This is a genomic window from Streptomyces sp. NPDC091682 (assembly GCF_044756625.1).
Taxonomy (GTDB): domain Bacteria; phylum Actinomycetota; class Actinomycetes; order Streptomycetales; family Streptomycetaceae; genus Streptomyces.
Map to the genome: position 1 here is coordinate 63888 of NZ_JBIVTH010000015.1, position 20968 is coordinate 84855.

Here is a 20968-nt window from a genome sequence, read left to right on the forward strand (position 1 = left end):
GACCTGATCCGCGCCCCGGCCCTTACGAGCCCTCGGGCTTGAGGGTCAGGGTGTCGACCGTGGCCTTCTCGACGGCGTCCTTGCCGAAGGGCCACTCCAGCAGCTCGCCCTTGGCCCACATCGTCGTCTGGTCCGTGTAGTGCGCGTTGTACGCGTGCCCCGAGGCACCCGTCAGGTTGATCCAGCGCGACTTGTCGAGGTCGTTGAGGTTCACGACCATCCGCATCGAGGGCACCCAGGTGACCCCGTACCCGCTGGAGGCGTTCCAGCCGGTCGCGTTGACCGTGGCCTCGCCGCCGCCCACGTCCCACGGGCCGCGGTTGAGGAGCCACTGCATGAAGCCGGGGCCCTCGGTGCCGATCGTCTGGTTCTTCAGCGTCAGCTGGTGCAGCCGGCCCCAGCTCCAGGTGGACTGGTCCTTGCCGAGCTTGGCGGTCAGCTCCCAGCGGGCGTCGCGCATGGCCCGGGCGAAGAGCTCGTCACGGTTGGTGGCCGCCGGCAGGGTGACGGTCTTCGGCGTGGTCCACCAGGGCGACTTCTCGTCCTTGACGAGGCGGCGGACCACCTCGAACCAGCGGTCGCCGCCGTCGGGCTGCGCCGAGTCGGGGCCGCGGGTGCCGCATTCGCGGACCGTCTTGGCGAGGTCGTCGGCCGGGCCGGTGCCGTTGCCGACGACGCTCATGCAGCTGCCCTCGATCCGCAGCTCCTTGGGCATCTTGTCGCCGAAGGACAGCTTGAGGATGTGGCGCCAGACCGCGTTGAAGTAGGCCGCGGCCGCCGAGTCGGGCTCCTGCGTGTAGTTCCAGCCGTCCAGCAGCTTCTGCGCGGCGCGCACGCCCGGGTCCGAGACCTCTATCTTCGCCAGCATCGGGGTCAGCAGCGCGGCAATCTCACTGCTGTTGTCCATCTGCATGGTGCGCATGTCGTCGGTCGAGATCCGGCCGCCGTCCTTGATCTTCGCCTCGATGAGGTCGTTGATCCGCTGGCTGCGGGCGCCGTAGCCCCAGTCGGTGGTCAGCAGGTACGGGTACTTGCCCGCGCCGGTCCCGCTCTCCACGACGGCCTGGTTGGCGGTGACGATGTAGCCGCGGGACGGGTTGTAGTCCCAGGGCATCTCGCTCTGCGGGACGTAGCCGGCGTTGCCGTCCCTGTTGCCCTTCCAGGCGTACTTGGAGTCCCAGCCCGGGGCGGGCATCCGGCCGTCGTGCTGGCCGCGCACCGGGATGCGGCCCGGGGCCTGGTAGCCGATGTTGCCGTTGGTGCCCTTGTTGTCGGCGTAGATCAGGTTCTGGGACGGGACCTCGAAGTCGGCGGCCGCCTTGCGGAAGTCGTCGAAGGTCTTGGCCTTGTCGAGCTTGAAGACCGCGTCCATCGACTTGCCCGGGTCCAGCGCCGTCCAGCGCAGGGCGACGGCGTACCCGTCGCCGCGGTCGGGGGCGGAGCTGGCGACGGGGGCGCGGGTGCCGACCGTACCGAGCTGCTCGCTGCGGTCGGAGACGAGCGGACCGTTGTTGGTGGTGCGGACGGTGATCTTCTTGCTGTCGCCGCCCGCGACCTTGATGACCTCTTCGCGGGTGACGAAGGGGACCACCTTGCCGTCGTAGACGTAGCCCTCCGGCTTGACCTGCTCCAGGTAGAGGTCGGTGACGTCGGCACCGAGGTTGGTCATGCCCCAGGCGATGTCGGTGTTGTGGCCGATGACCACGCCCGGCATGCCGGAGAAGGTGTAGCCGGCCACGTCGTACTGGCACTGGGCCGAGACCGTGCGGCAGTGCAGGCCCATCTGGTACCAGACCGAGGGCAGCTGCGGGGACAGGTGCGGGTCGTTCGCGAGCAGCGGCTTGCCGGTGGTCGTGTACTGGCCGGAGACGACCCAGGAGTTCGAGCCGATGCCGCTGCCGTTGGGGCCGAGGATCGCGGGGACCTTGTCCAGGGTGTCGGCGAGCGAGGCCAGCTGGGTGCGCAGGCCCACGGTCGCGCCCTGGGCGGCGGCGTTGTCGGCCAGGCCGTTGGCCGGGCCCGTGACGGTTTGGGTCCCGACGGTGTTGGCGCCGCCGGAGCCGTTGCCGGTGCGCGAACCGTTTCCGGAGCCGGTGCCCGAGCCGTTGCCCGAGCCGGTGCCCTGCGGGGCGTACTTCCCGCCGTCGACCTTCCCGCCCTCGACGATCGGCTTGTTCCGGTCGAACGGGTACGGCGGGTAGAGCTCGTCGATCTGCGCCTGCGAGAGCTTGGTCGCCATCAGCGCGCGGTCGATCTCGTCCTGCATGTTGCCGCGCAGGTCCCACGCCATCGCCTTGAGCCAGGCCACCGAGTCCACCGGCGTCCACTGCTCGGGCTTGTAGTCGTCGCTGAGCCCCAGCGCGGCGTGCTCGACGGAGAGGTCCTTGCTGGACTTCCCCTTCAGGTACGCGTTGACCCCGTCGGCGTAGGCCTGGAGATACTTCTTGGTCTCCGGCGAGAGCTTCTTGTCGAACTCCTCCTGCGCGACCTGGCGCCAGCCCAGCGTGCGCAGGAAGGCGTCGGTCTCGACCTGGCCGGAGCCGAACATCTCGGAGAGCCGGCCGGAGGTCATGTGACGTCGTACGTCCATCTCCCAGAACCGGTCCTGCGCGTGCACGAAGCCCTGCGCCCGGAAGAGGTCGTCGTCGTTGTCCGCGTAGAGCTGGGGAATGCCGTGGGCGTCGCGCTTGACCTCGACGGTCCCGGTCAGGCCCGGCACCTTGAGGGAGCCGGTCGTCTGGGGGAAGGAGGCGCGCACGCTGTCCACGCTCCAGTACGCCCCGTAGCCGAGGCCCGCGAAGAGCGCCAGGACCAGGACGAGCACGATCAGACGGGCGCGTCGTCCCTTCTTCTTGACGGGAGGAGCGGTTTCGTTGGCGGGCATCGCTGTCCTTAGAGGGGCAGGGTGGTCCTGGGAGTACTGGGAGCAACCATAGGCGTACGACCGCCTTCGTTGATCCGCCAGGGGTCGAGGTGCTGAGGACAGGGGGGAACAGGCGTTTCACAATGTGGTTATCGCGTAAAGGGCGCGTCAAATATTAGGTAAGGTAACGAACTACTTGCCGAACTTGTCGCCGGGAGGATCGATCCACCGGGCGCATTGAGGAGGGCCGCCCGCTGACTGTCCACACGCTCAATGAGCTCCTGCTGGTCTGCTCGCTCGTGCTGCTCGTCGCCGTGGCGGCGGTACGCATCTCCTCACGCAGCGGCCTCCCCAGCCTGCTCATCTACCTCGGCATAGGCATCGCCATAGGCCAGGACGGCATCGGTGACGTCGCATTCGACAATGCCGAGCTGACCCAGGTCATCGGTTATGCCGCACTCGTCGTGATCCTCGCCGAGGGTGGTCTGGGCACCAAGTGGAAAGAGATCAAGCCGGCCCTGCCGGCGGCGGTCATGCTGTCACTGGTGGGCGTAGCGGTCAGCGTGGGCGTGACGGCGGCGGGAGCGCACTACCTGGTCGGACTGGAATGGCGCCAGGCCCTGCTGATCGGCGCGGTCGTCTCCTCGACCGACGCGGCGGCCGTCTTCTCGGTGCTGCGCAAGGTGCCGCTGCCCGCCCGGATCACCGGCGTCCTGGAGGCCGAGTCCGGATTCAACGACGCACCCGTCGTCATCTTGGTGGTGGCCTTCTCGACCGTCGGCCCGGTGGACGAGTGGTACGTCCTGATCGGCAAGATCGCCCTGGAGCTGGCGATCGGCGCCGCGATCGGCCTGACCGTGGGCTTCCTGGGCGCGTACGGGCTGCGGCACGTGGCGCTGCCCGCCTCCGGCCTCTACCCGATCGCCGTGATGGCCATCGCCATCGTGGCGTACGCGGCCGGTGCCATCGCGCACGGCTCCGGCTTCCTCGCCGTCTACCTGGCGGCGATGGTGCTCGGGAACGCGAAGCTTCCGCACTGGCCGGCCACCCGGGGCTTCGCGGACGGGCTCGGCTGGATCGCCCAGATCGGCATGTTCGTGCTGCTGGGCCTGCTGGTCACCCCGCACGAGCTGGTCCGCGACTTCTGGCCCGCCGTGGTCATCGGGCTGGTGCTGACGATGGTGGCGCGCCCCCTGGAGGTCTTCGTCAGCCTGCTGCCCTTCCGGATCTCCTGGCAGGAGCAGGTGCTGATGTCGTGGGCAGGCCTGCGCGGGGCCGTACCCATCATCCTGGCGACCATCCCGATGGTGTCCGGGATCGAGGGCAGCGACCGCGTCTTCAACATCGTCTTCGTGCTGGTCGTCGTCTACACCCTGGTGCAGGGGCCGACCCTGCCCTGGCTCGCGCGGAAGCTGAACCTCGGGAACGGGGACGAGGGCGCCCTCGACCTCGGGATCGAGTCGGCGCCGCTGGAGAAGCTGCGCGGGCACCTGCTGTCCTTCTCCATCCCGCCGGCCTCGCGGATGCACGGCGTGGAGGTGAGCGAGCTGCGGCTGCCGCCGGGGGCGTCGGTCACGCTGGTGGTCCGGGACGCGAAGAGCTTCGTACCTGCGCCGTCGACCGTGCTGCGGCGCGGGGACGACCTGCTGGTGGTGGCCACGGATCCGGTGCGGGACGCGGCGGAGGCACGGCTGCGGGCGGTGGCCCGGGGCGGCAAGCTCGCGGGGTGGCTGGGCACGGGCGGACCCGGTTCGCGCTAGCGCGCCGCCGGAGTACTGGCAAAACGTGTTAGAGCGCCGTTCTAATTCAGCCGAGTTCGCTGAGATATGCCCGCCTTTGCCTGCTTTTCCGGGCTCTTTACCTGCGAAGCGGCCGTTAATCCCAGGCGAAGACACCCCCTGTCACCGAATTCACAGGGCGTGGTAGTGGCTTTCCCTGTACGATGAAGGCACACCAGATCGAACCAACTCTGCCTGACGCAGAGCTGGCGCGACCGCAAAGCGGCCGTGGCACCACCCCGACGTGGGCGCCCAGGTATCACTCGGTTCTGCGCAAGAGGACAGCTCTCGGGGCTCCCACATGTACGGGTGCGGCCGCTCACAAGGCGAAGCACCGTCCGCAGACGGGGACGCTCTACCAGGCAGCGGAAAGGCAAGGCCGTGACATCCGCGGTCACGTCCGACTCGTCCGCCCGCCCCGGTTACGGACAGCTCCTGCGCACTCCCGGCGCCCTCGGCTTCGTACTCCCCGGCTTCGCAGCACGGCTCCCCTTCGGGATGCTGACGATCAGCATCCTGCTGCTGGTCCAGCACACCACCGGTTCCTACGGCAGCGCCGGCATCGTCGCCGCCGTCACCGGTATCTCCATGGCGCTGTCCGCCCCGCTGATGGGCATCTTCACCGACCGCTTCGGCCAGACCGCCGTCCTGCTGCCCGTGGTCCTCGCGCACTCCGCCGCCGTCACCGGCCTGGCCGCGCTCGCGCTGCTGGACGCGCCGGTCTGGGCGCTGGCACTGGCCGCCGTACCCACCGGTGCCTCGGTGCCGCAGGTCGGACCGATGGTCCGGGCGCGCTGGGCCGCCACGCTGGAGGGCTCGCCGCTGCTGCCGACGGCCGCCGCCTTCGAGTCCGTCACTGACGAGTTCACCTTCGTCGTCGGCCCGGTCCTGGCGACCGCGCTGTGCACCGGCGTCCACCCGGCGGCCGGTCTGGTCACCGAGGCCGCCCTGACCCTGCTCGGCGGCCTGCTCTTCGCGGCCCAGCGGGCCAGCCAGCCCAAGACGCACGCCCCGTCGGCCACCGGCGAGAAGCGCGCCTTCGCGCTGTCCTTCCCCGGCCTGCGCGTCCTGATCTTCGCCTTCCTCGGGATCGGCGCCGTCTTCGGCGGCATGCAGGTCTCGCTCGCCGCCTTCTCCAACGAGATGGGCAACCCCGGCGCCAACGGCCTGCTCTACGGGGTCTTCGCCGCGGGCAATATGATCGCCGGCATCGCCATGGGCGCCGTCGCCTGGAAGATCGGCCCGCGTCGCCGACTGATCCTGGGCTACGTCGGCCTCACCGCCGCCGCCTCCGTCCTGTGGGCGGCGAACTCGATGATCGTGCTGGGCGCACTCGGCCTGGTCGTCGGCCTGTGCATCGCCCCGGCACTGATCACCGGCTACACGATGGTCGAGCAGCTGGTCCCCGCCAATGCGCGGACCGAGGCCTTCACCTGGCTGACCGGCTCGATCGCCTTCGGTCAGGCCGTCGCCGTCATCCTGGCCGGCCGCCTGACGGACGCGCACGGATCCTCGTTCGGCTTCCTGGTGCCCATGGGCGCCACGGCCCTCGCGCTGACCGCCCTGCTGGCGCTGCGCGCGCGGCTCGCTCCGAAGACCCCGGGCCGGATCGTGAACGCCTCCGCGCAGGAGGACGCGCCCGCGGCCCCCGTGAAGACGGAGCCGAAGGCCCCGGCTACCACCCGCGCCACCCCCTCGACGACCTCCCGTAACCGGGTGAACGAGCGTGGGATGGGTCACCGCGTGCCGGTGACGGTGGACTGATCCGCCGGAATACGTCACCATGGAGCGTCGTTAGCACTCATTGAGTCAGAGTGCCAGGAGGAAATTCGTGCCGACCTACCAGTACCAGTGCACCGAGTGCGGTGAGGGCCTTGAGGCCGTGCAGAAGTTCACCGATGACGCACTGACCGTGTGCCCGAGCTGCGACGGACGCCTGAAGAAGGTGTTCTCCGCGGTCGGCATCGTCTTCAAGGGCTCCGGTTTCTACCGGAACGACAGCCGTGGCGCGTCGTCGAGCAGCACCCCTGCCTCGAAGCCGTCGTCCAGCTCCTCGTCGTCCTCGACGTCGACCGCTGCCGCCGCTCCTGCCGCCTCGTCCTCCTCGACGTCGTCGAGCTCGACGAGCAGCAGCTCCACGTCGGCCGCCTGATCGCTTCCCCCGAAGGCCCCGCCGCCCCAGCCGGCAGCGGGGCCTTCGGCATGCCCACGGCAGGGCCTTAGGGTGGACCGCATGGTGAACGCAGAGATCGGTGTCATCGGCGGCTCGGGCTTCTACTCCTTCCTGGAGGACGTCTCCGAGATCCAGGTGGAGACCCCGTACGGACCCCCGAGCGACTCCCTTTACGTCGGTGAGCTGGCCGGGCGCCAGGTGGCCTTCCTGCCCCGGCACGGACGCAGCCACACCGTCCCGCCGCACAAGATCAACTACCGGGCGAACCTGTGGGCCCTGCGCTCGGTCGGCGTCCGCCAGGTGCTGGGCCCGTGCGCGGTCGGCGGTCTGCGGGCCGAGTACGGGCCCGGCACGCTGCTCGTTCCCGACCAGCTGGTCGACCGTACGAAGGCCCGCGCCCAGACCTTCTTCGACGGCGAGCCGCTGCCCGACGGTTCCGTGCCGAACGTCGTGCACACCACCTTCGCCGACCCGTACTGCCCGGTGGGCCGGTCCGTGGCGCTGGCGGCGGCCCGCGGGCGGGACTGGGAGCCGGTGGACGGCGGCACCATGGTCGTCATCGAGGGGCCGCGCTTCTCGACGCGCGCCGAGTCGCGGTGGCACGCGGCGGCGGGCTGGTCGGTGGTCGGCATGACCGGGCACCCGGAGGCGGTCCTCGCCCGTGAGCTGGGGCTCTGCTACACCTCGATGGCCCTGGTCACGGATCTGGACGCGGGCGCGGAGACCGGCGAGGGCGTCTCCCACACCGAGGTCCTGAAGGTGTTCGGCGAGAACGTCGGGCGGCTGCGCGAGGTCCTCTTCGACGCGGTGGCGGCCCTGCCGGCCACCGAGACCCGGGCCTGCCTGTGCACGCACGCGCACGACGGGTGGGACCTGGGCATCGAGCTGCCCTAGCCCCTGCTGGCGGCAACCCGGCCTCGTTGTCAGTGGCGTTCCCCACGGCCGAGGACTACGAGATACCCGTGGACCGGTTCCCCGTCGATGCGGCCCTCGCGGGCGCGCTCGACTGGGCGGCCGCCGGCGGACTGACGGCCGACCCGGAGGGTGTGCGGGCCGTCCTCACCGGCTCCGAGGCCTTCGCGGAGGACCTCGCGGAACGGCTCCTCGGCGCGCTCGGAATCGCGCCCGGAATTGCGCCCGGAATCGCGCCCGCGGCGCCCGGCGGAGGAGGCGCCTAGAAAAGGGCCCGGCGGCTGTCACATCCGGCGCGGCTGTCCGGTCCTCCCTGGTGACGGCGGAAACGAAGACCGCCCCGGCCAGGGAGATGACTGTCATGCCGCGTATCTCGCTCACCCCGCCCCGCACCCTGCTCATGCGGATCGGGGCCTGGTACTCGCGCCGCACCTACGGCAAGGTGCTCGACCCCGGGCAGGCCTACGGTCACCACGCGCGCGTGCTCCTCTCGTACGTCCGGCTGGAGCGGAGCGCGGCCAAGTGGAACGCGCTCGACGGCGGGCTGAAGCACCTCGCCGTGATGGCGGCGGCGGCCCGCATCAACTGCTCGTGGTGCATGGACTTCGGCTACTGGGAGGGCCACGAGCTGGGCGTGCCGACGGAGAAGATCGAGCGGGTGCCGCAGTGGCGGGAGGCCCGTGAGGTGTTCACCGAGCTGGAACTGCTGGTCATGGAGTACGCCGAGGCCATGACGGAGACCGAGCCGGCGGTCACGGACGAGCTCGCGCGGGAGCTGATCGCGCGGCTCGGCGAGGAGGCGTTCGTCGAACTCACCGCGATGGTCGCGCTGGAGAACTGGCGCTCGCGCGTCAACAGCGCCTTCGGCCTGACCAGTCAGGGCTTCGCGGAGTCCTGCCAGGTTCCCGCCGGACGGTGACCTCGATGACCCCGATGAACTCGATGACGCGGGAGGTCGGGTGTTGCGCGGACTCCTGGGGCCGGACCGGCTGATCGTCACGCCAGGGGTGGTCCTGGCGCCGGAGGGCACGGCGGGCGGGCACGCCCGGCCAGGGGCGCGGCGGGCCGCCTTCGCGGCCGGGGCCTCGCACGTCGTGGTGGGCCGGTCGGTCACCCGGGCCGCGGACCCGGTGGCCGCGCTGCGGCGGGTGCGGGCCACCGCCGGCTGACTCGTGCGGGTGACGGGGTTGTCCACAAGCTGGGGATCGTCCACAGGCTCCGACGGGATTCCCCGGGAGGCCGGATCGTGAGACGTGTCCGGGCGCCGGGTCCGGGCACAGCAACTCACTCGGTCTGGTGGTGTTCGTCATGTCCCGTACTCCCGCGGCCCCTTCGGTCTGCTCCGCCTCCTCCACTCCCGCACCTCCCTCCCCTTCCTCCCCTTCCTCGGCTCTCTCCCTCCCTCCTTCCCTCCCCTGCGCCTCCTCCGCTTCCCGCGCCGCTCCCGCTCCCGCCGCGTGCGCGACGTCCTCCGCGTGTCCCCCCGCGCGCCCGGTCCCTCCGTTCCCGCCGCTCCGCGTGGGGCGGGGCGGGCACCGGCTGCGCCGGGCCGTGCGACGACGGAGGCGGGCCGCCTCGGCCGCGCTGGCCGTCGTGGCGGCGGCCGTGGCGGTGGGCGGGACGGAGGCACAGGCCTCGCGGGGCGCCCCGCGGCCCGAGGTGCGGGCCGCGGGGCGTGCGGCGCCGCCCGCCGCGGTGCGGACGGTGTCGGCGCCCGTGCGCATCGCTGACGCGGCGACGGTGCGGCTGCTGCGGCCGGGGGACCGGGTGGACGTGGTCGCGGCGGAGCGCACCGGGCCGCCGCGGGTGGTGGCCGCGGGGGCGCTGGTCGCCGAAGTCCCCGGTCCCGAGAAGGGTGTTGGGGACGGTGGGGCGCTGGTGGTGCTGTCCGTTCCGCGGGACACGGCGCGGGATCTCGTGGGCGCGGGAGCCACGACGCGACTGGCGGTGACGTTGTGCTGATTCGCACACGCGGTCAGTCAATTCACCTCGAGGTGGGGGCCCATTGGACACGCCGCGCCCGGACTGCCGTAGCTTTCGGAACCGTTGGCTCCGTGTTCGGCAGATGCGAAGAGAGGCTCAGTCGTGAGCGAGAAGAAGAAGGAGAGCGTGCTGGCAGGCTTCAAGGCCTTCCTGATGCGCGGCAATGTGGTCGACCTGGCGGTGGCCGTGGTCATCGGCGCCGCGTTCACGAACATCGTGAACTCGGTGGTCAAGGGGATCATCAGCCCGGTGGTGGGTGCGGTCGGCACCAAGAGCCTGGAAGGCTACAAGTCCTGCCTCAAGGCTCCTTGCGCCATCGGCCCGGACGGCCAGCCGACGGGTGTGGAGATCCTCTGGGGCACGGTGCTGAACGCGACGCTGACCTTCGTCATCACCGCCGCGGTCGTGTACTTCCTGATGGTGCTGCCGATGTCGAAGTACCTCGCCAAGCAGGAGGCCCGGCGCAAGGCGAAGGAAGGCGCCCACGAGGTCGTCGAGATCACCGAGCTGGAGCTCCTGAAGGAGATCCGCGACGCTCTGGTCGCGCAGCGCGGTGGTGGCACGGCCCCCACCGGTCCGCGCAACGGTTTCTGACCCCTCCGGCCGCCTCGGCCGGTCAGACGTGGTGCGGGGGCTTCTCGTCGAGGAAGCGGGCCAGGTCGGCCGCGCTTCCGCCGGCGGGCGGCCGCTCGCCCCAGCCCCGGTCGGTGTCGTCCGAGGACTGCTGGTCCAGCGGGTCGTCGAAGACCAGCCTGGGCTTCGGCCGCGGCGCGTCGGCCGCGGGGGCGGTACGCGGGGCCTGCGGGTCGGGGGCGGGGGCGCTGCTCATGCCTCCAGGGTACGGCCGCCCGCTGCCCCGGCCCGTCCCCCGCCCCGGCCCCGGCCCGTCCCCCGGCCCGGTCCGGCCGGGTCCGGCCTGGTGCCCCGGCTGCGAGGCGGGCGCGGGACCACCGGCACACCGCCGGGCACGTGGCACGGAAGTCGATGAGGGTCCGGTGACGGCGCCCGCCGCCGTCCGCGACCGTTCCGGGGCCGCGGACCGCACCTGGCATCCGCCCGGGGCACACGGGCCGCGCGGGCCGCGCGTCCGCCCTCCCGGAAGTGCCCGACTCTGGTCTCCTGGCCGGTATGGCCTACTCCCCCATGACTGCTCGCAGCCCCGACGAGCTCCACCGTGCGGCCACCCCGCTGGAGCTGTTCTTCGACCTCTGCTTCGTCGTCGCCATCGCCCAGGCCGGCGCCCGGCTGGTGCACTCGCTCGCGGAGGGCCACCCCGGTGCCGGGGTGGTCGGCTACTTCTTCGTCTTCTTCGGCGTGTGGTGGGCCTGGATGAACTTCACCTGGTTCGCCTCGGCGTACGACGTGGACGACGCCCCCTACCGGATCGCGACGCTCGTGCAGATCGCCGGTGTGCTCGTGTACGCGGCCGGGGTGAGCCGGGCCTTCGACGACAACGACTGGGCGGTCGCGGTCACCGGCTACATCATCATGCGCGTCGCCCTGACGGCGCAGTGGCTGCGGGCCGCCTCCGGGGGGCAGGGCGAGGCCCGGGCCTCCGCGCTGAAGTACGCGGCCGGACTGGTGATCTGCCAGCTGGGCTGGATCGGGCTGCTGTTCGTCCCGGACGACCTGAAGCGCTGGCTGTTCGTCGTCCTGCTCGTCGCCGAGCTGGCGGTTCCGGTGATCGCCGAACGCGGGCACCAGACGCCCTGGCAAGCCCACCACATCGTGGAACGGTACGGCCTGTTCACCATCATCGTGCTCGGCGAGACGATCGCCGCGGCCACGGTGGCGGTCAAGTCCGCGATCGACGAGCACGAGGCGCTGGACCAGCTGCTGCCCATCGCGGCGGGCGGGTTGCTGATCGTCTTCGCCGCGTGGTGGATCTACTTCGCCGTACCGATGCACCAGCACCTGAACTCCAACCGCGAGGCCATCCCCTGGGGTTACGGGCACCTGCTGATCTTCCTTTCGGGTGCGGCGATCGGCGCCGGCATCGAGGTCGCGGTCGAGCACGCGGTGGGCAAGGCGCACATCTCCCAGGTCGCCGCGAACGCCTCCGTCACCGTCCCGACCGCGCTGTTCCTGCTGATGGTGTGGCTGCTGCACTCCCGCCACTTCAAGCGCGGCCCCGCCCAACAGCTGGTCCTGCCCGTGGCCGCGCTCGTGACGCTCGCCTGCACCTGGTCGGGGACGTACGCCGTCCTGTGGGCGGGCCTCGTCGGGGTGCTGACGGTGGCGGTCGGCCTCACCCTGTCCACACGGGCCGGTGCGGCCACCGGTGCCGCCGTCTGACTCCCCGGGCCGCCCGCACCCGCACGTTCCTGCCGCACTCCCGCACCCGCACGCGCTCCCCACCGAACCGTCACTCCCGCGCCCCCGCCGCCGTTCTCCAGCGCAGAACGACGCGCACCGACTGGAGGCCCTGCCATGACACTCCCGGCACAACGCCACGGCACCGACCCCGGCAGGGAGCTGGCCGAGCCAGGCTTCTGGCAGCAGCCCCCCGCCCACCGACTCGCAGCCTTCGCCCGGCTGCGTGCGGTCGGGGGCCCGGTGTTCGTCCCCGAAGGATCCGGGCGCGGCCACTGGGCCCTCGTCCGCCACGCCCAGGTGCAGGAGGCCAGCCGCCTCCCCAAGGTCTTCGCCAGTGCCCCGGGCGTGACCACCCCCGAACCGGCCCGCTGGGTGCGTGCCCTGTTCGGGGACTCGATGGTCAATCTGGACGGCCCCGACCACGCCCAGCTGCGCAAGATCGTGCAGCGGGCCTTCACGCCCCGCCTGCTGGCGGCCGCCGAGGCGGACGTCCACGCCGTGGCCGCCCGCATCGTGGACGACGTACTGGCCGATCAGCCCGACGAGTTCGTCTCGGCCGTGGCCTCGCGGCTGCCCCTGGAGGTCATCTGCAACATGATGGGCATCCCCGAGCGCTACCGAGCCGAGATCGCCGACCGCGTCAACCACGCCTCCGAGAACATCGGTGTGGAGCGGGGCCTGGGCTCACGGCTGCGGATGCCCGGGCGCGGACTGCGCGCGCTCGCCCGGATGCAGCGGATGGTGGCGGGCATCGGGCGGGAGCGGCGCAAGCACCCCACCGACGACCTGATCTCGGCGCTGGTGTGCGCGAACGTCGACGGCCAGGCCCTCGGGGCCCGCCAGCTCGGCGCCTTCTTCTCCCTGTTGATGGTCGCCGGGGTGGAGACCACCCGGAACGCGATCACCCACGGGCTGTCCCTGCTGACCGACCATCCGGACCAGCGGGACCTGTTGCTCTCGGACTTCGAGAAGTACGCGGACGGTGCGGTGGACGAGATGATCCGGCACTCGACGCCCATCATCCAGTTCCGCCGGACCGTGGCGGCCGAGCACACCATGGACGGGCACGTGTTCCGGCCGGGCGACAAGGTGGTCCTCTACTACGCCTCCGCCAACCGCGACGAGGCGGTCTTCCCCGACCCGGACGCCTTCGTCATCACCCGCTCACCCAATCCGCACCTGGGGTTCGGCGGCGGCGGCCCGCACTTCTGCCTGGGCGCGCACCTGGCCCGGGTGGAGATGAGGGCCCTCTTCCACGAGCTGCTGACCCGGCCGATCGGGTTGCGGGCGGTGGGTCTGCCGGACCTGGCGGGGTCGAACTTCGACAACCGGGTCCGCTCGCTGCGGTTCGCCTTCGAACGGCCCTGACCACGGCCCCGGGTGAAGCGGAACCGGCCACCGGGCAGGCTGGGGGCCCGGCGGCCGGAGCGGGTGGTGGCGGCACCCGGTCTGTGGCTACCGCTGCACGCGCCGCACGGCGAGGACGCAGTGGGCGCTGCTGGTGAGCACGGACTCGTCGCCCGCGAAGGCCTGCAGGGTCTCCGGCGCGACCGGCTGGCCCGGAACCGCCTCGGGCCAGGCGCGGGTGGCGAAGAGGAAGTACGCCTGCCCGCTCTCGTCCGCCGCGGCGACCCACTCGTCGGGGGCGGTGCAGCGTGCGTTCATCCCGGGCAGGGTGAGGGCGATCTGGTTGCCCTCCAGCAGGATCTGCACCGGGAAGGTGGCCGCCTTGAGGGTGCCGTCCATGACCACGTCGCCGATGGGCAGGCCGATCTCCTCCAGCAGCCCGCGGGCGGCCGCCTCGCCGGCCTCCCGGCCCTGCGGTCCATCGCCGAGGGTGTAGGCGAGGAGGTACGGGATGTCGTGCGCCTCTTCGGGGTCTCCGATCCAGGCGAGCACCGAAAGGGTGCCGAGCTGGGACCGGTCGATTTCGGCTTGAGTAGAAGTCATGCGCGCACCCTAGTGGTCTCTTCGGCGAGCCTTTCACGGCCCGTCACCCGGGCGGGCTAGACGGCCCAGAAACCCTCTCCGGAATTCGCCCGCGTGTTCGCATCCTGGTATTGGATCCGCACAATGCGCGTGCTTTCCGGAATTTCGAACACCACCCATCCCTCGGCCCGCTCACCGACCTCCAGGGAATCGAAGACGATCGGTTTGCCGGTCGTCAGCTCGCCGCTCTTCACCACCGGATGACGCCGCCCCGCGCCGTCGTGCGCCCACATGCGTCCGAGCGCCCCGTACGAGGCACCCCCCACGTTGACGAAGGACATCGAGGCGGCCACCCAGCGCTTCCCGGCGGGCGGGGCGAAGTTCTTGTCCACGCTGATCGCCGGGTCCACGAAGGCCCCGAGCGCGACCTGAAGGTGCCGGCCGAACTGGCTGCCGTGCAACCGTGCGGTGCCACCCACACGGGCGTCCTTCGCGCCGGGCCGTCCGGGCGCCTTCCCACCCGGTGCCCCGTCGTCCACCAGGACCGCCGGCCCGGCGGCGGGCGCGAGCGCACCCCGCTCCGCGGCGCTCTGGCAGGCGGTGACACCGAACAGCAGGACCGGGAGGAGGGCGAGGACGGGCAGGGGGCGGGCGGGCTGGCGCATGCAAGATCCCTTCGGGGGCGTGATTCCGGCCAGTTTCACGCGCCCGAGCAGGTAATTGCACACAACGACACGAGCGCGCGGATCACGTGCGCACGTCCACCTGCCAGCACAATGCGTTCCGGCGGAATACCGCCGTCCACACCCCTTGGAGGAAGAATGCGCATCTCCCCCCGCCGAATGTCCCTGGTGGCCTTCTCCGCGCTGGCCGCCACCACGCTGTTCTGTGCTCCGGCCGGCGCCACGGTTTTCAATCAAGGCATTTCCGTACATCACGACGCGTACGTCGCGGGCGACGGGACCCTCACCCTTTCCGGGTCGTACCACTGTGAGCAGGCTTCACCCACGGGGGCGATGCAGATCAAGGCGACCGTCGAGCACGAGGGCGGCCGGCTGAGCATCGGCGCGGAGCAGGCCGTCTGTGACGGCACGGAGCGCCGGTGGGTGGCCACGGCCCCGGGCCGCTGGGTGAACGTGCGCCCGGGCCGCGCCGTGGTCACCGCCGAGCTCCAGGAGGTCCAACTGTCGGGCCTGATGCCGAGGTCGGTCACCACGGTCGCCCAGGACAGGCAGGGCGTCAAGGTCCGCAAGCACTGAAGCCCGTGCGCGGCCGTGACGCCTTCCCGGTAGCCGCCGCTACCGGGACCGGCACTCGGGCGCGACGCCCGTCATCGACATGAAGGCCACCCCCCGGCACCCGGAGTCCGCGTGCGGCCGTCCCGTCGTCCGGTCCACGACCGTCGGCACTCCGGCGGCCAGCAGGAGCGCGGCGAGGATGCCGGTCACGGCGCCCCTGCTCAGCCTGCGCACAGCGCGTTCCGTTCCATGGTCGGCATCATCGCCCCGGCTCCCGCCGCCCACAACTCGACGTGTCCGGGCCGTCACCTCGTGTTCCGCGGGCTGCCCCCGGCGTCGAACTCGCACCACACCGCCTTGCCGTCGCCCCGGGACTCCACGCCCCAGTGCGTGGACAGCGCGTCCACCAGCAGCAGCCCGCGCCCCGTGGTGGCCGCCTCGCCCGGGGTGCGCCGGCGCGGCCACACGCTGGAGCGGTCCTTGACCCACAGCCGGATGCGCCGGACCGGCTCCGGCAGCACCTCCATCGTCAGCACCGCCCCGCCGTCGGTGTGCAGCAGCGCGTTGACCAGCAGCTCCCCGGCCGCCAGCTCCACGTCGTCGGCGAGCTCCGGCATGCCCCAGTCGCGCAGGGCCTGGCGCAGGGCGTAGCGGGCCTCCGAGAGGCCCTCCGGATCGGCCTGGTGGACGTACTGGTGGATGCGCGGCGCCCGGTGGGTTCCCGGGTCGGGGGCCCGGCGCAGCACCAGCAGGGCCACGTCGTCCCCGGAACCCCAGCGCTCCCAGAGCCGGTCGGAGAGGTGGTCGGCGAGTGCCGCGGCCCCCTGGGGGCCGCTGCGCACGGCCTGGGCAAGGGCGTCCATCCCGGCGGTGATGGTGGTGCCCGGCTCCTCCACCAGGCCGTCCGTGCACAGCACCAGGGTCTCCCCGGGTACCAGGTCGAGCCGGGTCTCGGGAAACTCCTCGTACTCGAAGAGCGAGGCCAGCCCGAGCGGCAGGCCGCCGCGCACCTTGGGCCAGCCCGTACGCCCGTCCGTGTGCCGGATCAGCGGTCCGAGGTGACCCGCACGAACCGCCCGTACGCCGCCCGTCTCCAGGTCCACCTGCGCGTACATGCAGGTGGCGAAGCGCTCGGTGTCCAGTTCGGCGAGGAAGCGCGAGGCCCGCGCCAGGACGGTGGACGGCGGATGGCCCTCCCCCGCGTACGCCCGCAGCGCGATCCGCAGCTGGCCCATGATCGCCGCCGCGTGCGTGTCGTGGCCCTGGACGTCGCCCACCACGACGCCCACGCGGTCGCGGGGCAGCGCGATCACGTCGTACCAGTCCCCGCCGACCTCCCGCCCGCTCCAGGCGGCGTGGTAGCGGACCGCGATCTCCCCGCCGCTGATCTCCGGGATCCGGCGCGGCAGCATGGCGGCCTGCAGGCCGGTCGCGAACTCCCGCTCCTGGTCGAAGAGGAGCGCCCGCTGGAGGGACTGGGCCACGATGCCCGCCAGGCCCAGGCAGAGGTTGCGCTCCTCCGGGCTGAACTCGGTGCGCCGCCGGTAGAAGAGGACCAGCCCGCCGATGGCCTTGGCCTGCGCGATCAGCGGCAGGTAGGCGGCGGCGTCGTACCGGATCCGGTTCAGGTAGTCCGCGAGGAGCGGGAACTCGCCGCCGAGGTCGGCGAGCGAGTTGACGAAACGTGCCTGCCGGGTGAGCACCACGTGCGACAGCGGCAGCGAACCGTCCAGTCGGGTGAACCGGCGCTCGCTGAGGATCTCCAGGGACTCCCCGCTCAGTGCGATGATCTTGATGGTGCCGCCCTCGACCAGCCCCAGGGCCAGCCCGTCCGCACCGAGTCGTTCCAGCGCGCCCGCCCCGGTCAGCGCGGCCGTGACGTCGTCGACCGTCACCGCCCGCGACAGGGCCTCCGTGGTCCGCTGCACGATCGTCGTCTGCTGGGCGCGCGCCGCCTCCAGCTTGCGCAGCAGCGTGGCGTGGGCCAGCTCGGCGGTCGCGTCCCGGACGATGCCCACGATCCGCTCGGGCTGCCCGGCGCCGTCCCGGAGCACCCGGCCCGAGGTGTGCGTCCACTGGTCGCGCCCGTCGCGCCGCTTCACCGTGAAGTACGCGCCGTACGTGTCCCCGCCGTCCGCCAGGACGCCCTCGACGATCCGGGTCAGCCGGAGCCCGTCCGCGGACGGGATGCGCCGACCGACCCCGGGAACGGTGCCGTCGAACTCCTCCGGCCCCAGGTCGAAGACCTTCATCGCGGCCTCGTCCAGCACCACCGTCCCGGCACCCAGGTCCCATTCGAGACTGCCCATGCCGTTGAGCGCGAACCGCTCCCCGGGCACGGTCACGGGGGACCGCCGGACCGGCTCGGGTCCGTCCCGTTCCGCCGCTGCCACGTTCCCCACCACCTAACGGCCGGGCCAGTACGGCTGGGAGATCAGCCGCTCCCACTCCTCGTCGGGATGGCCCGGCAGGGTGCGTCCGGCCTCCCTCCAGCGCTTGACCACGGAGAGGTAGATCGTGGGCTGGTCGGCGTGGGAGGCCGTCGCGTACGGGCCGGCGTAGGGCGCCGCGTACGGACCCTCGTACGCGGCGTGGTCGTACCCGGCTCGGTCGTACCCGCCCCGGTCGTACCCCGCGTGGTCGTACCCGACGTGGTCGTACCCGACGTGGTCGTACCCGACGTGGTCGTACCCGGTGGCCCTGGACCGACCGGCGGGCTGTTCCCCGCGGCTGGCGGGAATGCGCACCCAGCCGCGGCCCTGCGCTCGCTCCGAGCTCATCACGGACCCCTCTCTCCGCGGATCTCACCGCAGATGTGTCTTCGGATGCCCTGGGGGTACCCCCGGAAGCGGCCCGGGGGAAACGACCCGGCCCGACCGGGCGACACCAGAGGAACCCGACCGCGGACCCCGGGCGCCGAGGCGCTTGCGGACTCCTCTCACCAGTCTCCCCGCCGTGAAGCCCGCGCCGTGTACGAATCGCATGGAAGGGCCGAATGAGGGAGCCGTCAGCAGCCCCGCGAAGAACAGTCCGGGCCACGAGGACTCGAACCCGGAACTCAGCTCCGGCGCCCCGCTCTCCCCCACGGTCTCCAGCGCCGCCCGCAACCCCGCGTCGAGCAGCTCGAGGCGGTCCAGCTCCGGGACGAAGCCGGTGGCCGCGATGACGTGCGCGGTGTCCAGCACCACGGTTTCCCCCGCCCGGGTGGTCAGCCCGAGCCGGGTCCGCTCGCCCACCGCCACCGCCCGGTGCAGCTGGTGCCCGAGCAGGACGGGAACGCGCGGCTCGAAGCGGTCCCGCAGCCACCAGGCACCGGCCGGCCCCAGCGCCGTCGCCGCGATCCGCTCCCGGGTGGGCGCGGGCAGCCGGCGCACCGCCCAGGGCAGCTCCGACCACACCCAACTGCGCCAGCCGGTGCCCAGGCCGCTGTGGGGATCGCGCAGGGCCCGCAACGGGGGCCGATCCAGGGGCTGCGGGACGGTGTTCCAGTTCAGCCGGGAGCGCCGGGCGACCAAGCAGGGCAGGGCACCCTGCTCGGCCAGCAGCGCCGCCGTCTCCAGGGCCGCCTGCCCGGCCCCGAGCACGGCGACCTCACGGCCCGCGAACCGGCTCAGGTCCCGGTGGCCGCTGCTGTGCGAGTAGTGCGCGGGCGGGAGGTCCGCCAGCGCCTCGGGGTGGCGGACGAAGGGCATCACCCCGACCGCGAGGGCCACCGCACGGGCGAGCAGGGGCGGTCCCTCGGCGGTGCGCACGCGAAAGCCGTCGCCCTGCGGGGTCACCTCCAGCACGGTCACCTCCTCCACCTCGGGAGCGGCCTGCCGGGCGAACCACATCCCGTACGCGCTGAACGTGCCGATCGGCAGCGGAGTGCCGTGTTCCGCACTGGTGCCGAGGGTGGCGCAGTAGTCGGCCAGGGTGTGCCTCCCGTCCGGCGCGGACAGGTTGGACGACCAGGGCTCCGACTTCAGGTACATGCCGTCGGGCATGTGATCGCGCCACGAGGCCATGGGCCGCCCCAACAGCCGCACGTCGAGCCCCGCGGCCGCCGCGTGGGCGGCGATCGACAGCCCGTACGGGCCCGCACCGATCACCACGAGATCGTCGATCCGCGTCAACGCCGCTCCTCCAACTCGATGGTCACCGGCCCGGCCCGGTCCGCCGTGACGGTCCTGGTCATCGGGACACCAGCTCGTCCGGCTCGGCCGGGGCCTCCGGCGGAACGGGTTGGGAGGCCGGCACGGCGGATCCGGTGGAGCCGCCTGCACCGCCGGCGGCTCCGGCACTACCGGATCCGATGGGCTCCTCGTTCCGGCCGCGCTGCCGGGGCGCGCGGACGACCGCGAGCGCCGTCCGGCGACCCTGCTCCGGGACCCCGCGCAGCGCCCGTGCCCCCTTGCCCGCGCCCCGCCCCAGCAGGGCGCCGAGCATCGCCAGGAACGGCAGCGGATCGTCTGCTGCGAACCAGGCCGTCTCGACGCTCCGCCGCTCGGCGGACGGCTGTGGGGCCCGCTGCGGGGCCGACTTCTGGTCCGCGCCCGGGCCCGAGGACGCGGACGCCCCCACCGGCCCGGCCGGATCCGCGGCGGGCACCGCCGCCGGGCGGCGCGGCATCGAACCGCCCCGGGCCCTCGCCAGCAGCGCGTAGTTCTCCGCGACGAACACCCGGCCCGGCCCCCCGGAAGGCTGGGGGACCTGCTGACCCGTCAGGTCCAGGTACATCGCCTGTACGACGTCCAGTCCGGCCGAATCCACGAAGAGCCGGAACTGCGCGCCCGGCCGGGGGTTGAAGTCCACGAGGCGGAAGCAGCCCAGCTCGTCGCGGCGGAAGTCGAGGTCCAAGATCCCCTGGTAGCCCAGCCGTTCGGCGAGCCGCAGCCCCGCCTCCTCCACCGCCGGATCCGGCAGCCAGCGCCCCACGGCCGTCAGCCCCGTCCGCACCGGCCAGGACAACTCCTTGCGGCCCGAGCCCGCGAGCAGCGGCCGCCCGCCCCGTGCGAAGGCGCCGTGGAAGAACCAGTCCGTGTCCGGACCGGCCGGCAGGAACCGTTGGAGCAGCAGCCTGCTCCCGGCCTCGGCGGACCGCTCGTAGAGCCGGCGCGCCTCGGCGGTGGTGTGCAAGAGCGTGGTGCTGCGCAGCCCGTCGACCCCCGTGGGCAGCAGCCAGGGCCGGCTCCACTTGGCGATCGCCGGCAGGCCGAGCCGCCAGGCCGCCTCGGCCGCCTCGGCCCCGCTCGCCGGGATCACGGTCTCCGGGTGCGGGACGTCCCACCGTGCGCAGAGCCGCGACAGCTCGGCCTTGTCGGCCACCCGGGCGGGCAGGTTGTCGGGCTGATGGGGAATCCGGTAACGCTCGCGGAGCACCGGTGCGACCCGCGACACGGCGATCGCGCTCAGGTCGTCCATGGCGATGAGCACGGCCGGGCGACCGATCCGCTCCGACACCCCGGTCAGGCACTCCAGCAGCGCCTCGGGCGCCTCGGGGTCCAGCCCGCCCGCCGGCCCGGAATGCACGGCGTGCAGATAGCGCGAACGCCCCATGGGACCTCCCCCGGCCTCGACGACGGCATGGACCTCCACGCCCTTGCGGCCAAGGGATCTGACGGCGCCGAGGGTTCCGTGGTGGAACGGATTCCGATCGAGTCTGAGCACTACTGCGGGCACATGGCTGAGATACGCGGGCATGGAACGGCGTCTTTCACCTAGTCGGACCAAGCGGGGGTGGTGCGCACCTGCGAATGGCCTACGCGGCCAGTCACCGAACAGGCCATTCGTCAGA

21 protein-coding genes are annotated in these 20968 nt (G+C 72.2%); 12 read left to right on the plus strand and 9 right to left on the minus strand.

The features are described 5' to 3' along the window. Positions 1-22: 22 nt before the first annotated feature. Entirely contained in the window at positions 23-2884 is a 2862-nt protein-coding gene (locus ACIQK6_RS30190; protein WP_402695840.1) for a penicillin acylase family protein, read from the minus strand. Between the two features lie 215 nt (positions 2885-3099). On the opposite strand from ACIQK6_RS30190, the gene ACIQK6_RS30195 reads away from it, so the two are divergent. From ACIQK6_RS30195 to mscL, 9 genes are all read left to right on the plus strand, one after another. Then, on the plus strand, positions 3100-4623 hold the full coding sequence (locus ACIQK6_RS30195; RefSeq protein ID WP_329107860.1) for a potassium/proton antiporter: 1524 nt from the start codon (positions 3100-3102) through the stop codon (positions 4621-4623). A 399-nt stretch (positions 4624-5022) separates the two neighbouring features. Next, complete coding sequence (locus ACIQK6_RS30200) at positions 5023-6405, plus strand: MFS transporter (RefSeq protein ID WP_402695842.1); 1383 nt, start codon at positions 5023-5025, stop codon at positions 6403-6405. 67 nt (positions 6406-6472) lie between these two features. Next, entirely contained in the window at positions 6473-6793 is a 321-nt protein-coding gene (locus ACIQK6_RS30205) for an FmdB family zinc ribbon protein (protein ID WP_329101164.1), read from the plus strand. Positions 6794-6874: 81 nt separating this feature from the next. Then, positions 6875-7708: an S-methyl-5'-thioadenosine phosphorylase gene (locus ACIQK6_RS30210; RefSeq protein WP_030009687.1), complete on the plus strand. Its 834-nt coding sequence runs from the start codon at positions 6875-6877 to the stop codon at positions 7706-7708. Between the two features lie 32 nt (positions 7709-7740). After that, positions 7741-7992, plus strand: a complete 252-nt coding sequence (locus tag ACIQK6_RS30215; RefSeq protein WP_329101162.1) for a hypothetical protein — start codon at positions 7741-7743, stop codon at positions 7990-7992. Positions 7993-8087: 95 nt separating this feature from the next. Then, positions 8088-8645: a carboxymuconolactone decarboxylase family protein gene (locus ACIQK6_RS30220; RefSeq protein ID WP_329101160.1), complete on the plus strand. Its 558-nt coding sequence runs from the start codon at positions 8088-8090 to the stop codon at positions 8643-8645. Positions 8646-8685: 40 nt separating this feature from the next. Further along, positions 8686-8895 (plus strand): orotidine 5'-phosphate decarboxylase / HUMPS family protein, encoded by a 210-nt coding sequence (locus ACIQK6_RS30225; protein WP_402695844.1) that lies wholly within the window; start codon positions 8686-8688, stop codon positions 8893-8895. A 382-nt stretch (positions 8896-9277) separates the two neighbouring features. Continuing rightward, entirely contained in the window at positions 9278-9688 is a 411-nt protein-coding gene (locus ACIQK6_RS30230; protein ID WP_402695846.1) for a hypothetical protein, read from the plus strand. Positions 9689-9811: 123 nt separating this feature from the next. Beyond that, a complete protein-coding gene (gene mscL, locus ACIQK6_RS30235; RefSeq protein ID WP_329101154.1) occupies positions 9812-10303 on the plus strand; it encodes a large conductance mechanosensitive channel protein MscL in 492 nt (163 codons plus the stop codon). A 22-nt stretch (positions 10304-10325) separates the two neighbouring features. Here mscL and ACIQK6_RS30240 read toward each other — a convergent pair whose 3' ends face one another. Then, positions 10326-10538, minus strand: coding sequence for a hypothetical protein (locus tag ACIQK6_RS30240; RefSeq protein ID WP_329101153.1), 213 nt, complete (start codon positions 10536-10538; stop codon positions 10326-10328). Positions 10539-10852: 314 nt separating this feature from the next. Here ACIQK6_RS30240 and ACIQK6_RS30245 point away from each other — a divergent pair, with 314 nt between their 5' ends. Both ACIQK6_RS30245 and ACIQK6_RS30250 read left to right on the plus strand, forming a co-directional pair. Then, positions 10853-12004: a low temperature requirement protein A gene (locus ACIQK6_RS30245; protein WP_402695848.1), complete on the plus strand. Its 1152-nt coding sequence runs from the start codon at positions 10853-10855 to the stop codon at positions 12002-12004. Between the two features lie 135 nt (positions 12005-12139). After that, the gene (locus ACIQK6_RS30250; protein WP_329101132.1) at positions 12140-13393 is read left to right on the plus strand and encodes a cytochrome P450; all 1254 of its coding nucleotides are present in this window, start codon (positions 12140-12142) and stop codon (positions 13391-13393) included. Positions 13394-13480: 87 nt separating this feature from the next. Here ACIQK6_RS30250 and ACIQK6_RS30255 read toward each other — a convergent pair whose 3' ends face one another. Both ACIQK6_RS30255 and ACIQK6_RS30260 read right to left on the minus strand, forming a co-directional pair. Next, positions 13481-13975, minus strand: coding sequence for a DUF5949 family protein (locus tag ACIQK6_RS30255; RefSeq protein ID WP_030009737.1), 495 nt, complete (start codon positions 13973-13975; stop codon positions 13481-13483). Between the two features lie 56 nt (positions 13976-14031). Beyond that, positions 14032-14619, minus strand: coding sequence for a hypothetical protein (locus ACIQK6_RS30260; RefSeq protein ID WP_329101130.1), 588 nt, complete (start codon positions 14617-14619; stop codon positions 14032-14034). Positions 14620-14775: 156 nt separating this feature from the next. Between ACIQK6_RS30260 and ACIQK6_RS30265 the strand changes: the two genes are divergently transcribed. After that, positions 14776-15213 carry a DUF6299 family protein gene (locus ACIQK6_RS30265; RefSeq protein ID WP_402695850.1) on the plus strand — a complete coding sequence of 146 codons (438 nt, stop codon included), beginning with the start codon at positions 14776-14778 and terminating at the stop codon, positions 15211-15213. Between the two features lie 39 nt (positions 15214-15252). On the opposite strand, the gene ACIQK6_RS30270 is transcribed toward ACIQK6_RS30265, so the two are convergent. The 5 genes from ACIQK6_RS30270 to ACIQK6_RS30290 all read right to left on the minus strand — a co-directional run bounded on the left by ACIQK6_RS30270 (position 15253) and on the right by ACIQK6_RS30290 (position 20730). Next, positions 15253-15426: a hypothetical protein gene (locus ACIQK6_RS30270; RefSeq protein WP_329101126.1), complete on the minus strand. Its 174-nt coding sequence runs from the start codon at positions 15424-15426 to the stop codon at positions 15253-15255. Positions 15427-15497: 71 nt separating this feature from the next. Then, complete coding sequence (locus ACIQK6_RS30275) at positions 15498-17585, minus strand: SpoIIE family protein phosphatase (protein ID WP_402695852.1); 2088 nt, start codon at positions 17583-17585, stop codon at positions 15498-15500. Positions 17586-17597: 12 nt separating this feature from the next. Then, positions 17598-17972: a hypothetical protein gene (locus ACIQK6_RS30280; protein WP_329101124.1), complete on the minus strand. Its 375-nt coding sequence runs from the start codon at positions 17970-17972 to the stop codon at positions 17598-17600. Positions 17973-17996: 24 nt separating this feature from the next. Then, on the minus strand, positions 17997-19298 hold the full coding sequence (locus ACIQK6_RS30285) for an NAD(P)-binding domain-containing protein (protein ID WP_329107856.1): 1302 nt from the start codon (positions 19296-19298) through the stop codon (positions 17997-17999). Positions 19299-19365: 67 nt separating this feature from the next. After that, positions 19366-20730 (minus strand): ATP-grasp domain-containing protein, encoded by a 1365-nt coding sequence (locus ACIQK6_RS30290; protein WP_402695854.1) that lies wholly within the window; start codon positions 20728-20730, stop codon positions 19366-19368. Between the last annotated feature and the right edge of the window lie 238 nt (positions 20731-20968).